The sequence below is a fragment of the Phenylobacterium sp. genome (assembly GCF_037189685.1).
Lineage (GTDB): Bacteria > Pseudomonadota > Alphaproteobacteria > Caulobacterales > Caulobacteraceae > Phenylobacterium.
In genome coordinates, this window is the sequence record NZ_JBBCIT010000009.1 from 51,553 (window position 1) to 64,340 (window position 12,788).

At 69.4% G+C, this 12,788-nt stretch carries 14 protein-coding genes; 11 read left to right on the top strand and 3 right to left on the bottom strand.

The features are described from left to right. Positions 1 to 6: 6 nt before the first annotated feature. Positions 7 to 933 carry an AraC family transcriptional regulator ligand-binding domain-containing protein gene (locus WG212_RS06145; protein ID WP_337186197.1) on the bottom strand — a complete coding sequence of 309 codons (927 nt, stop codon included), beginning with the start codon at positions 931 to 933 and terminating at the stop codon, positions 7 to 9. Between the two features lie 234 nt (positions 934 to 1,167). Between WG212_RS06145 and WG212_RS06150 the strand changes: the two genes are divergently transcribed. The 6 genes from WG212_RS06150 (at position 1,168) to pnp (ending at position 6,750) form a co-directional block, all read left to right on the top strand. Further along, positions 1,168 to 1,671 (top strand): hypothetical protein, encoded by a 504-nt coding sequence (locus WG212_RS06150; protein ID WP_337186198.1) that lies wholly within the window; start codon positions 1,168 to 1,170, stop codon positions 1,669 to 1,671. Between the two features lie 36 nt (positions 1,672 to 1,707). Continuing rightward, entirely contained in the window at positions 1,708 to 2,490 is a 783-nt protein-coding gene (locus tag WG212_RS06155; protein ID WP_337186199.1) for a dienelactone hydrolase family protein, read from the top strand. Between the two features lie 100 nt (positions 2,491 to 2,590). Then, complete coding sequence (gene rbfA, locus WG212_RS06160) at positions 2,591 to 3,100, top strand: 30S ribosome-binding factor RbfA (RefSeq protein ID WP_337186200.1); 510 nt, start codon at positions 2,591 to 2,593, stop codon at positions 3,098 to 3,100. Positions 3,101 to 3,102: 2 nt separating this feature from the next. Then, complete coding sequence (truB, locus tag WG212_RS06165) at positions 3,103 to 4,032, top strand: tRNA pseudouridine(55) synthase TruB (RefSeq protein WP_337186201.1); 930 nt, start codon at positions 3,103 to 3,105, stop codon at positions 4,030 to 4,032. 17 nt (positions 4,033 to 4,049) lie between these two features. Next, positions 4,050 to 4,319, top strand: a complete 270-nt coding sequence (gene rpsO / locus WG212_RS06170; protein ID WP_296453399.1) for a 30S ribosomal protein S15 — start codon at positions 4,050 to 4,052, stop codon at positions 4,317 to 4,319. 292 nt (positions 4,320 to 4,611) lie between these two features. After that, positions 4,612 to 6,750: a polyribonucleotide nucleotidyltransferase gene (gene pnp / locus WG212_RS06175; RefSeq protein ID WP_337186202.1), complete on the top strand. Its 2,139-nt coding sequence runs from the start codon at positions 4,612 to 4,614 to the stop codon at positions 6,748 to 6,750. A gap of 110 nt (positions 6,751 to 6,860) precedes the next feature. Here pnp and WG212_RS06180 read toward each other — a convergent pair whose 3' ends face one another. Then, positions 6,861 to 8,573, bottom strand: a complete 1,713-nt coding sequence (locus WG212_RS06180; RefSeq protein WP_337186203.1) for a hypothetical protein — start codon at positions 8,571 to 8,573, stop codon at positions 6,861 to 6,863. Positions 8,574 to 8,732: 159 nt separating this feature from the next. Here WG212_RS06180 and WG212_RS06185 point away from each other — a divergent pair, with 159 nt between their 5' ends. From WG212_RS06185 to WG212_RS06205, 5 genes are read left to right on the top strand one after another with little or no spacing between them, the layout of a single operon-like run. Beyond that, positions 8,733 to 9,446 (top strand): response regulator transcription factor, encoded by a 714-nt coding sequence (locus WG212_RS06185; RefSeq protein WP_337186204.1) that lies wholly within the window; start codon positions 8,733 to 8,735, stop codon positions 9,444 to 9,446. Continuing rightward, the gene (locus tag WG212_RS06190) at positions 9,415 to 11,085 is read left to right on the top strand and encodes a stimulus-sensing domain-containing protein (protein ID WP_337186205.1); all 1,671 of its coding nucleotides are present in this window, start codon (positions 9,415 to 9,417) and stop codon (positions 11,083 to 11,085) included. Before WG212_RS06185 ends, WG212_RS06190 begins: the two co-directional genes overlap by 32 nt. Next, positions 11,085 to 11,525, top strand: a complete 441-nt coding sequence (locus WG212_RS06195; RefSeq protein ID WP_337186206.1) for an HPr kinase/phosphorylase — start codon at positions 11,085 to 11,087, stop codon at positions 11,523 to 11,525. Before WG212_RS06190 ends, WG212_RS06195 begins: the two co-directional genes overlap by 1 nt. Positions 11,526 to 11,582: 57 nt before the next feature. After that, positions 11,583 to 11,987, top strand: coding sequence for a PTS sugar transporter subunit IIA (locus tag WG212_RS06200; RefSeq protein ID WP_337186207.1), 405 nt, complete (start codon positions 11,583 to 11,585; stop codon positions 11,985 to 11,987). 1 nt (position 11,988) lies between these two features. Further along, on the top strand, positions 11,989 to 12,264 hold the full coding sequence (locus WG212_RS06205) for an HPr family phosphocarrier protein (RefSeq protein WP_337186210.1): 276 nt from the start codon (positions 11,989 to 11,991) through the stop codon (positions 12,262 to 12,264). A gap of 68 nt (positions 12,265 to 12,332) precedes the next feature. Here WG212_RS06205 and WG212_RS06210 read toward each other — a convergent pair whose 3' ends face one another. Then, positions 12,333 to 12,713 carry a DUF559 domain-containing protein gene (locus WG212_RS06210; RefSeq protein WP_337186208.1) on the bottom strand — a complete coding sequence of 127 codons (381 nt, stop codon included), beginning with the start codon at positions 12,711 to 12,713 and terminating at the stop codon, positions 12,333 to 12,335. Positions 12,714 to 12,788: the final 75 nt, after the last annotated feature.

Genomic DNA, 12,788 nt, shown 5'->3' on the forward strand with positions numbered 1-12,788 from the left:
TCGCCGTCAGAAGATCAATCTCGCGAGCATTTCGCGCGCCCGAGTACGGGCATGCAGCAGCGCCCCCATGCTTTCGCGGGTTTCGCCCGACAAGGCTCTCCATTCCGAGGGGCTCTTCCCGGTCTTGTTCTTGATGAGGCGGCGGAGGCTGCGCGGCTCGGCGTAGCCCAGGCTCTCCGCGATCGTATCCAGGCTGTCTTGAGAGCTTTGAAGCCGGGCGATCGCCGAACTGAGGATCTCTGCATTGCGGCTGTCGCGTCGGGCCAGCGGCCAGGCAACCGGCGCGCCGCTCATCCAGAGGTCCACGGCCTCAAGGACAGGATTGTCCGCGATCACCGTTCGCCTCGGGAGGTTATAGGCTGAAATCGGGAAACGCAGGGCCGTCGTCCGCCCGAGAACGAGCGGGACGCCGAGCAGGGGATGGCGACGACCAAGCAGGGGATGGTCAGCCCTATGAGTCTGCAGGTGAACGAGAGGGGCGGCCTGACCCGTGAACCAGCTTATCGCCTGGAAAATGAACTGCGCGTGGCTCTCCTCGAGCACGCTGGAGTCTTCATCACGTCGCACCTGCGCCGCAATCTTGAAGTCGATCCAGCGCCTGGACGTCGTCACCTTCGCGCTCAAGGCCGACTGCCTGAAGGCCAGATACCGAACCATGCGGTCGAGCGCTGCGCCGAGCGTCTTGCGATCCGCCAGGCAGGCCAGCATCATGGCGCTCTCACCTGGTTTTCGGCGCGCCCTGCTGAAGCCATGCATCTCATCGTCGAGGCGTTCGATGAGGTTGAGGCTGAGCAACAGAGAGTGTGTGCCGGTGATCTCGAGAAGCCCTGACCGGTCTGTCGGGATCAGCGATCGTTGAAGGAGATCGTCGAACTCGACCCCCGCCAGGATCGCACCGCGACAACGGCGTTCGAGCTCGTCTCTCGTGACCATGACCGGATGCTGCCAGCGCGCTCGGCCGGCTGAGACATCGGGATCAGCACTGAGAGTCATACGGCATGAGTGGCACGTGTAAGATGAAGTGATAAGGGCAATTCCAATCGGTTGGAGCCCCCTGTCGGCCATAGGAACTCACCGGGGACGAGCGGATTCCGAAGGCCATTCATCCGCGGTTCGGGTTGCGGCGTTCAGGCTGGCAGTCGTGAGCTTCAGGATGAGGAGAGACGCATGCGCGCGGTGCTGATCGGCCTTCTGGCCTTCTGTCTTTCGGCCTGCGCCACGGTGCAGAAGCTGGACGCCGCCTCCGACGTCCACGCCCTGCTGATCTCGATCCGGGACGGCGACCGGGCCACGTTCGACGCCCTCGTGGACAAGCGCGCGCTGAAGCAGGAGGTCCAGGCCCGGCTGGTGGCCGAAGCCCGGCGCGACCCGCGGGCGCCCGCCGCCCTGACGGCCCTTCTGGCGCCCGCCCTGGCCGACCTGGCCGGCGACGCCTTCCTGCGGCCGGACGTCTTCCGGGCGGTGGCGGAATACTACGGCTACCGGCGCGACGCGAAGATCCCCGGGCCGATGGCCGTGTCCACGCTGCTGAAGCGCGTTCCGGACGGCCGGGTCTGCGCCATGTCGAAGAAGGGCGGGCCCTGCCTGCTCTATTTCACCGAGTCGCCGGAGGGCCGCTGGCGCCTCTCGGGCTTCGAGGGCGATCTTTCCATGCTGCGCCTGCCCGGCTGATCCGCTTAAGCTCCCGCCGACGAGAGGGAGCGGGGCATGGGACACGAGGCGGCGCTCGGCGCCTATACGAGGTTCGACTTCACGCACGAGGGGCGGACCTTCCCGGTCTACCGGCGCGGCGCCGGGCCGGCGGTGGTCGTCATGCACGAGATGCCGGGGCTGCACCCCCAGGTGATCCGGTTCGCCGACCGGGTGGCCGCGGCGGGCATGACCGTCTTCTGCCCCAGCCTGTTCGGAAAGCCCGGTAAGCCGGTGGACCGCGCCTACACCACGGCGACGATGGTGGGCGTGCTGTGCATGCGGCGCGAATTCCTCGTCTGGCGCGGGGACCGGTCGAGCCCGGTCGTCGACTGGCTCCGCGCGCTGGCGCGCCAGGCCCACGCCGAGTGCGGGGGCCGGGGCGTGGGCGCGGTGGGCATGTGCTTCACGGGCGGCTTCGCCCTGGCGATGATGACCGATCCCAGCGTCGTGGCGCCGGTGCTCTCGCAGCCGTCGCTTCCGGTCGGCCGGAAGGGGTCGCCGACGATCGGCGTCTCCCGCGAGGAGCTGTCGTGCGTGAAGGGCCGGCTGGCGGCCGAGGACCTGTCGGTGATCGGCCTGCGGTTCCGGAGCGACAAGCTGGTCCCGGACGCCCGCTTCGAGACCTACCGCCGCGAGCTGGGCGACCGGTTCGAGGCCATCGAACTCGACGACGCCGACGCGGCCCCGGCGTTCATCCCCCCGCATTCGGTGCTGACCCTGCACCTCAGGGAGGACGGGCCGACGAAGGCGGCCGAGCAGCGGGTGATCGCGTTCTTCCGGGAGCGGACGAACGCTTGAGGCCCCCGCGGGCTGGACACCCGGCCCCCGCGCGACTAGAAGCCGCCGCTTCCCTGAGCGGGCGTCCGATCCGTCCGCCAGGTCTCGAGGCCGGACCCCCATGAAACGACCCCAATCCCAAGGCCGCGCGGCGCCCAAGGGCCCGTCGCAGCGGCAGCTGCGCGCCGGCGAACTGGTGCGCCACGCCCTCGTCGAGATCTTCCGCGAGGAGGAGATCAACGATCCGGTGCTGGCCGGCGTGTCGGTGACCGTGACCGAAGTCCGGGTGAACGCCGACCTGCGTCACGCCACCGTCTTCGTCGAACCTCTGGGCGGCGAGAACGCCGAGGAGGTGGTCAAGGCCCTGAACAAGCACTCGAAGTTCGTCCGCGGCCACCTGGGCCGGATGATCGACATGCGGTTCACGCCCGACCTGCACTTCCGTCACGACGAGACCTTCGACGAGGCGGCGCGGATGGCGCGCCTCTTCGACGATCCGCGCGTGCGCCAGGACCTGGCGCCATCCTCCCCCTCTGGGGGAGATGATCCGGAGGGCCGGAGGGGGGAGCCCCCTCAGTCGGCTTTGCCGACAGCTCCCCCCGAGGGGGAGCAAGGGAAGGACGAGGACTAGGCATGGCCCGCCGCAAGAAGGGCCAGGCGATCTCGGGCTGGATCAATCTCGACAAGCCCTACGACCTGACGTCCACCTTCGCCGTCAGCCGCGTCCGGCGGCTGTTCGACGCCCAGAAGGCGGGCCACGCCGGCACGCTGGATCCGCTGGCCACCGGCGTCCTCCCCATCGCCCTGGGCGAGGCGACCAAGACGGTCCCGTTCCTGGTCGACGCCGACAAGGCCTATCGCTTCACCATCGCCTGGGGCCGCACCACCGCCACCTACGACCGCGAAGGCGAGACGCTGGCGTCCTCGGACGTGCGGCCGGCGGCAGGCGAGGTCGAGGCCGTCCTGTCGCGCTTCATCGGCGAGATCGACCAGGTCCCGCCGGCCTACTCGGCGATCAAGGTGGACGGCGAGCGCGCCTACGACCTGGCCCGGGCGGGCGAGACGGTGGAGCTAGCCTCGCGGAAGATCGACGTCTTCGACCTGCGCGTCGCCGACGTCCCGGACGCCGACCACGTCACGCTCGAGGCCGACTGCGGCAAGGGCACATATGTCCGCGCCCTGGTCCGCGACATCGCCGAGGCGCTCGGGGCCTGCGGGCATGTGAGCGAGCTTCGCCGCACGCGTGTGGGCGGCTTCACGACGCAGAACGCCGTGACGCTGGAAACGCTTGAGGATTTGGGCTATGAGGCCCGCCAGTCGGAGGCCCTGCTTCCGGTCGAGACCGCACTGGACGACATCCCGGTGCTGGCCGTGACCGACGAAGACGCCTTCCGATTGAAGCAGGGACGATCGATCGTTCTCGTTCCCCGACAGGTCGAAGCGGTGAAGGCCGGGCTCAAGCCGGGCTCGCGCACCGTTTCCGCAATGGCGGGCGGGATGATGGTGGCGCTCTGCGAGATGCGCGCCGGCCGGCTCGAGCCGTCGCGGGTCTTCAATCTTTAGCCGAGCTGGAGACTCCGATGTCGATCACGGCCGAACGTAAAGCCGAAGTCATCAAGACCCATGCCCGCGGCGACGCGGACACGGGCAGCGCCGAAGTCCAGGTGGCGATCATGTCCGAGCGGATCGCGAACCTCACCGAGCACTTCAAGACGCACAAGAAGGACAACCACTCGCGCCGGGGCCTGCTGAAGCTGGTCTCCGCCCGCCGTTCGCTCCTCGACCACCTGAAGAAGTCCGACGTGGCTCGCTATCAGGCGCTCATCGAGAAGCTGGGCCTGCGCCGCTAAGCCTGTCCCCGCGAAGGCGGGGATCCAGGTCCACGCGTGGCGCCTGTCCCCTGGGTCCCGGTCTTCGCCTTCGGCGAAACCGGGATGACAGGGTTTAATTGAGGCCGCTCCTCCGTCACAGGCCGGGGGACGCATGCGGCGACCGGGGCAGTTGCGCCCCACACACGCCGAGGGTCGCAAGAGATCCTCATCGCCTGTGCCATTGGAGAGGATTTCGGAACGACCGATCCCCTGTCACCGATCCCTGTCCGCCCCGTCGGGAATACGCCCGCGGGACCAGAAAGAAGCCAAAATGTTCGACATCAAAAGAAAGACGCTCGAGTGGGGAGGCAAGACCCTCACGCTCGAAACCGGCCGCATGGCCCGTCAGGCCGACGGCGCCGTCCTGGCCACCTACGGCGAGACCATGGTCCTGGCGACCGCCGTCTTCGCCAAGAGCGCGAAGCCCGGCCAGGACTTCTTCCCGCTCACCGTCAACTACCAGGAGAAGTTCTACGCCGCGGGCAAGATCCCCGGCAGCTTCCCCCGCCGCGAGGGGGCGCCCTCGCAAAAGGAAACCCTGACCAGCCGCCTGATCGACCGTCCGATCCGCCCGCTGTTCGTGAAGGGCTTCAAGAACGAAGTCCAGGTCGTCACCACCGTGCTGGCGCATGACCTGGAGAACGATCCCGACATCGTCGCCCTGGTCGCCGCCTCGGCCGCCCTGGTGATCTCGGGCGCGCCCTTCATGGGCCCGATCGGCGCCGCGCGCGTCGGCTACATCAACGGCGAATACGTGCTGAACCCGACGCTCGACGAGCAGAAGGAGAGCAAGATGGACCTCGTCGTGGCCGGCACCTCCGACGCCGTGATGATGGTCGAATCCGAGATCCAGGAACTGTCGGAAGCCGAAGTCCTGGGCGGCGTCACCTTCGCCCACAAGGGCATGCAGCCGGTGATCGACGCGATCATCGAACTGGCCGAACACTCCGCCAAGGAGCCCTTCGAGTTCGTCGCCGACGACACCGACGCCATCAAGGCCGAAGTGAAGAAGGCCATCGGCAAGGACCTGGCCGCCGCCTACAAGATCGTCGCCAAGATGGAGCGCCACGTCGCCGTCGGCGCCGCCAAGGAGAAGGCGGTCGCCACGTTCGGCAAGTCGGACGAGAATCCGGCGGGCCTCGCACCCGACAAGCTGGGCTCGATCTTCAAGGACCTCGAAGCGGACGTCGTCCGCCGGAACATCCTGGACACCGGCGTCCGCATCGACGGCCGCAAGGTCGACCAGGTCCGCCAGATCGTCTGCGAAGTGGGCGTTCTGCCCCGGGCCCACGGCTCGGCGCTGTTCACCCGCGGCGAGACCCAGTCGCTCTGCGTGGCCACCCTGGGCACCGGCGACGACGAACAGCTGATCGACGCTCTCGAAGGCAAGTACTACGAGAAGTTCATGCTGCACTACAATTTCCCGCCCTTCTCGGTGGGCGAGACCGGCCGCATGGGCGCGCCCGGCCGGCGGGAAGTGGGTCACGGCAAGCTGGCCTGGCGGGCCATCCGCCCGATGCTGCCGGCGTATGACGAGTTCCCCTACACCATCCGCCTCGTGTCCGAGATCTTCGAGTCGAACGGCTCGTCGTCGATGGCCACGGTCTGCGGCGGCTCGCTGGCCCTGATGGACGCCGGCGTGCCGATCAAGAAGCCGGTGTCGGGCATCGCCATGGGCCTGATCCTCGAGAGCGACGGCTTCGCGGTCCTCTCGGACATCCTGGGCGACGAGGACCACCTGGGCGACATGGACTTCAAGGTCGCCGGCACCGCCGACGGCATCACGTCGCTCCAGATGGACATCAAGATCGCCGGGATCACCGAGGAGATCATGAAGAAGGCCCTCGAACAGGCGAAGGGCGGCCGTGATCACATCCTCGGCGAGATGAACAAGGCGATGGAAGCGCCCCGCCAGGAGCTGGGCGAGTTCGCGCCGAAGATCGAGACCATCAAGATCGCGGTCGACAAGATCCGCGAGGTGATCGGCTCGGGCGGCAAGGTGATCCGCGAGATCACCGCCGAGACCGGCGCCAAGGTCGACATCGGCGAGGACGGCACGATCAAGATCGCGGCCGCCGACCAGGCCAAGATCGACGCGGCCCGCGACTGGATCAAGTCGATCGCCAGCGAGCCGGAAGTGGGCACGATCTACACCGGCAAGGTGGTCAAGATCGTCGACTTCGGCGCCTTCGTGAACTTCTTCGGCGCCAAGGACGGCCTCGTCCACGTGAGCCAGATCTCGAAGGAACGCGTGAACAAGGTCTCGGACGTCCTGACCGAAGGCCAGTCGGTGAAGGTCAAGCTCCTGGGCTTCGACGACCGCGGCAAGACCCGCCTCTCCATGAAGATCGTGGACCAGGAGACGGGCGAGGACCTGTCGGAAAAGGCCGAGGAATCCGCCGAGGCCTAGCCACCGGCGCGCATCCGACGACCACTGCGAAGGCGGCCGGGGCGACCCGGCCGCCTTTCGCTTGTCTGCCTGCCGTCACGGACCGGGAGCGGCGTGGGGCCGCCAGGCCCTCAGGCCGCCAGGCCCGCCTGTTCGATCAGGTCCCGGACCTGGCGCATCTGCTCGGGCTGCTCGGCCAGTTCGGCGCGGGTGGCGTCCAACCGGAACAGCTTGAGCGCCTCGGCCCGCGCGCGGTTGGCGGCCGGCCCCAGGGGCGCGGCCTCGCCGGCGGCCAGCTTCAGCAGCAGCGTCAGCCGGTGGACCAGGGGCGCCTTGGCCTGGGCGACGCTGGCGGCCAGCCGGGCGTGGCTCTCGATCCGGCCGCCCAGTTCGCCCAGCTTCTCCTGGACCGGGTCGCTGTCCGCCGTCGCCAGGCCGCAGCGCCCGGCGGCGCGGTGCAGGGCGGCGAGCTGGGCCAGGCGGACGCCGGGAGTCTCGTCGACGCCCGTCATCTCCTTCTCGAAACGGAGCGACTGGACGACGGCCTTCAGCCAGCCCGCCGCAAGCCGCTTGTTCGCGGCCCCGATCACGTTCTCGGCCAGCCAGACGAGCGCCTCGACCTCGTCGTGGGCGCTCTGGCCCTGGCCCAGGTAGGCTTCCACGAAGTCGCCCGTCACCAGCATCTTCGAGCGGGCGGCGAAGGCGTCCTGCACCTCCTCCATCGGCATCAGCTTGCCGGCGGCGGCCGTCAGCGACATGGCCAGCGCGCGCAGGACGTCGATCTCGCGGGCGGCGTCGCCCGGGCACAGACGCCGGGGACCCTTCAGCTCGCGCAGGATGCGCCGGCCGATGGCGGCGCGGGTGTCCTGGAAGATCTCGCCGCTCAGCCAGCCCGCCAGGCGAACGGCCAGGTTCGACAGCTCGGGCATCACGCGCGCGACCGCGGGCTCGATCCTCGTGAGCTGCTCGACGGCGTCGTAGGCGACCAGGCGGGTCATGGCCGCCAGGCTGGCGCCCAGGTCCTGGCCCTTGCCCAGCACGTCGGTGATGCCCGGCTTGGCCTCCAGGATCTCGGCCAGCGGCTGCTGGACCGTGAAGAGCGCCAGGGGCCGGCCCTGCCCCTTCGCCGGGGCCGCATCGGCCAGGTCCAGCAGGCGCTCGACCTTGTCGGCCCAGCTTGCGGCCGCGGCGATCGAGGCCGCCACCCCGGCGCCCAGCAGGTATCCCCGCTCGGCGTCGGTCGCCAGCCGGTCGGCGGCGCGGGCGAAGCCCTCCTTGTCGAGGTTGGGCAGCGCGCCGCGCCGATGGTCCTTCAGCAGCCGCTCGACCGCGCGCTCGACCAGCGCCTGGAAGACGCGGATCAGCTCGTGCACCGACATCGCCCGCGCATGCGCCTCGGGCACCGCGATCTTCTGGATGGCGTGCTGCAGGTCGACGCCCGACGCCTCCAGCTTCTCGACCAGGTCGGGCCGGTGGAGCAGTTCGAAGGGCGTGGCGTTGTTGCGCTCCAGCCAGCCCTCCAGAAGCCGGCCGATCCGCTCGCGCGCGTGAAGGGTGTAGAGGTCCTGGGGCGTGACACAGAGCGGCTGGGCCTCGACCTGCGGCCGGGCCTTGGCCACCACCTCGGCCTGCCCCAGCTTCAGGATCACGACGCTGTTGAACTCGCGGGTCTCCTCGTCGAAGACTTCCTTGCTGACGCGCACGGCGGCGACACGGCCGGCGGCCATCAGCCCCTCGGCGGTTTCGAGCGCGGCGGCGCGGCTTTCCGTGGCGCGATCCAGCGTCCACGGCCCGCCGGCGACCTTGCGGACGAAGACTTCGAAATGCACCCGGGATCCATCCATCCCCGCATCCCCCCACGAAGGGCGTGAGGTTGTGCGAATAAGCTTAAGGCCGCGTTGACTTCACCCCAGGTCCAGGACCCCCGATCGGGCGGCCCCATTGAGAACACGGTGAAGGCTCAATACCTTCTCCCGACGAGCTTAAGGAGAGTTCCACCCCACATGGCTAAGATCACCCTCGTGGACGACGACGAGAACATCGTCACGTCGGTCAGCCTGGCGCTGGAAAGCCACGGGCACACGGTGAAGGCCTACTACGACGGCGCCTCGGGCCTCGCCGCGCTGGAAAACGATCCGCCGGACCTCGCGATCCTCGACGTGAAGATGCCGCGCATGGACGGGATGGAGGTGCTGCGCCGCCTTCGCCGCGCCTCGGACGTGCCGGTGATCATCCTGACGTCGAAGGACGAGGAGATCGACGAGATCCTCGGCTTCAACCTGGGCGCCGACGACTACATGCACAAGCCGTTCAGCCAGCGGCTGCTGATCGAGCGGGTCAAGGCCATCCTGCGCCGGGGCGGCCGGGGCGAGGGCGACGAGGCGCCGCCGCCCGCGGCCGGCGATCCCAACTCCCGCGCCCTGAAACGGGGCAAGCTCACCCTCGATCCCGCCCGGCACGAGAGCCTCTGGGACGGCAGGCCCGTCAAGCTGACGGTCACCGAGTTCCTGCTGCTCCAGTCGCTGGCCCAGCGTCCCGGCTTCGTGAAGAGCCGCGACAACCTGATGGACGCGGCCTACGACGATCAGGTCTATGTCGACGACCGCACCATCGACAGCCACATCAAGCGCATGCGGAAGAAGTTCCGCGAGGTGGACCCTGAGTTCGACGCGATCGAAACCCTCTATGGCGTCGGCTACCGATACCGCGAATCCTGATCCGGCAGGTCCCGGTCCCGTTGGCTCCGATCCGGTAGGCCCTGATCCGGTAGGCCGGGGCCGGCCGTCCCGGAAGCGGACAGCCGGCCGCCGCCGTTTCCCGGGGCTGCCCGGCTCGCGGCTCGGCCGGCTGATCCTGATCCTGAACCTGCTGGGCCTGATGATCCTGGTCTCGGGCGCGCTGGTGCTCAACGAGCTGCGCCGGGGCCTGGTCAACGCGCGCATCGACAGCCTGACGACCCAGGGCGAGCTGATCGCCTCGATCCTGAACCAGGCGGCCACGGTGGGCGAGCCCACGCCCCAGATGGACGCCGCCCTCGCCACCGAGCTGCTCCAGACCCTGTCGAACCCCAGGGCCCAGCGCGCCCGCCTGTTCGACAGCGAGGGCCGGCTGGTCGCCGACAGCGAGTGGATGGCCGACGAGGTCGAGCGCCGCGTGCTGCCGCCGGCCCGCGCCCGCGACGAGCAACCGATGGATTTCCGCCTGCTGCCGCCGGCGCGCGCGCCCACCCGCGACCAGATCCAGCAGGCGTTGCAGGGCGAGGTGGCCACCGCGCTCCAGGGCCGCGCCTGGGCGGGCATGCGCGAGGGCGACCGCGGGCGGCGCGTGGTGTCGGTGTCGATCCCGATCCGGCATGTCCGCGCCGTGCTGGGCGTGGTGACGCTGGAGGCCAGCGACGTCGACGCCATCATCGCGCGCGAGCGGGCCGCGCTGATCCCCTTCATCCTGATCGCCGTGGCGGTGACCCTGGCCTCGTCGCTGCTCATCAGCCGCCTGGTGGCCCAGCCGGTGCTGCGGATGGCCCGGGCCGCCGACCGCGTGCGGCAGGCCCGCGCGCGCGCCATCTCGCTGCCCGACCTCGCGCGGCGCGACGACGAGGTGGGCGACCTGACCCGCAGCCTCGAGGCCATGACCCAGGCGCTGTCCGAGCGGATGGACGCCATCGAGGCCTTCGCCGCCGACGTGGCGCACGAGATCCGCAACCCGCTCACCTCGCTGCGCAGCGCGGTGGAGACCCTCGACCTCGTGACCGATCCCGCGGCGCGCGAACGCCTGCTGAACGTGCTCAAGAACGACGTGCAGCGGCTGGACCGCCTGGTGACCGACATCTCCAACGCGTCGCGCCTGGACGCCGAGCTGTCGCGGGACCAGCCGCGGGCCGTCGACCTGCGGCGGCTGATCGCCGACATCGCCAGCCTGTACCAGGCCACGGCGAAGCCCGGCGACGTGAGGGTGGAGTTCGCCCCCCACAAAGGCTCCGAGACCGTGACCGTGATGGGCCGCGAAGGGCCGCTGGGCCAGATCGTGCGCAACCTCATCGACAACGCCCGGTCGTTCAGCCCGAAGGACGGCGTGGTCACCGTCGGCTTGGTGCGCGTGCGCGGCGAGGCCATCGTCACGGTGGCCGACCAGGGGCCGGGCGTCCCGCCCGAGAACCTCGAGACCATCTTCGAACGCTTCTACACCTCGCGGCCCAAGGGCGCGGCGTTCGGGGGCAACTCCGGCCTCGGGCTGTCGATCGCCCGCCAGATCGCCGCCGCCCACGGCGGGACCCTGAGGGCCGAGAACCACATCGGCGCCGAGGGGCGCGTGCTGGGCGCGATCTTCACCCTGATCCTGCCGGTGGCCGGCGGCTGATGGACGACATCCGCCACGCCGGCCTGATCGCGCGCCGCATCCGGGGCCGCTGGCTGGGCGCGCTGATCGAGGGACCGTCGGGGGCGGGAAAGAGCGACCTGGCTCTGCGGGCGCTGGACCACGGTTTCCGGCTGGTGGCCGACGACCGCGTGCTGGTCTGGGCCGGCGAGGGGCGCCCCTTCGGCCGTGCGCCCGCGGCGCTGCGGGGCCTGATCGAGGCGCGCGGGCTGGGGGTGATCCCGGTCGAGCCCGTGGCCTTCGCCGAGATCGGGCTGGTCGTTCGCCTCGGGACGCCCGAGCGCCTGCCCGACCCCGCAACCGAGACGATTTCCGGGATCGATGTGCCACTTCTGACTGCATCGGCGTTCGAATTGTCGGCCCCTGCGAAACTCGGCCGCGCCCTCGAAGCCTTTGACGCGGCGCACAAGAGGGGTATCTAGCTGGGCTCGCCCCCGTCACGGGGCCATCGGGTGGGGATACCCTTTGGACTGTTCGGCATGATCGGCGTCGTGATCGTCACGCACGGCCGGCTCGCGCAAGAGTTCGTGTTCGCGATGGAACACGTCGTGGGGCCGCAGGCCGCCGTCGAGGCGATCTGCATCGGCCCCGACGACGACATGGAACGCCGTCGCCAGGACATCCTGGCCGCCTGCGGGCGGGTCGAGAGCGGCTCGGGGGTCATCCTCCTCACCGACATGTTCGGCGGCACGCCGTCGAACCTCGCGATCTCGGTGATGGAGCAGACGAAGGCCGAGGTGATCGCCGGCCTGAACCTGCCCATGCTCATCAAGCTGGCCAGCGTGCGCAGCCGCGTCAGTCTGGAAGACGCGGTTGCAGCGGCGCAGGAAGCCGGGCGAAAGTACATCTCCGTGGCCTCCTACGTCCTGGCCGGAGAGAAGTGAGCTGACCGTCGCGCGCAATACCGTCGAGATCGTCAACAAGCGCGGCCTGCACGCCCGCGCCTCGGCGAAGTTCGTGAAGCTGGCCGGGACCTTCGACGCCGAGGTCCGGGTCACCAACAACGGCCAGACTGTCGACGCCCGCTCGATCATGGGCCTGATGATGCTGGCCGCCTCGCCGGGCTGCCGGATCGACATCGAGGCCCGCGGCGAGGACGCCTTCGCCGCCATCGCCGCCCTCACCGCCCTGGTCCGGGGCCGGTTCGAGGAGGACGAGTAGGCAATTCCTCCCCCGCAGGGGGAGGTGGCGCCCCGGACGAGGGCCGGGGCGACGGAGGGGGCTTCCGCTCAGACGGTCGCGCCGTCATCCTCCAGGAACGCCAGGATCGTCCCCACCGCGTCGTCCACGTCCTCAAGAACACAGGCGGCCGAGATCCTGAGGGTGCGGACGCCCCGATCCCGCAGCCAGCCGTCGCGCCGGGCATCCTTCCCTGGCTGATCTCCCAACCCGTGGGAAGCGCCGTCGACCTCCACGCAGAGGCGCGCCTCGTGGCAGTAGACGTCGAGTACATAGGGGCCGACGGGATGCTGCTTCCGGAAATGCAGGCCCCGGACCTTGCGTCCCTTGATGGCGCACCACAGAAGGCCCTCGGGCAGGCTCAGCGTCCGGCGAAGGCCCTTGGCGAAGTCGCGCGTCTCATGGTGCGCCAGCATGGGGCGAGCGTGCATGTTCTTTATTTGTTCTGAAAGAGGTTTGTTCCTTCGTTTTGAGCGGAAGCCCCCTCAGTCTGCCCGGACGGGTCC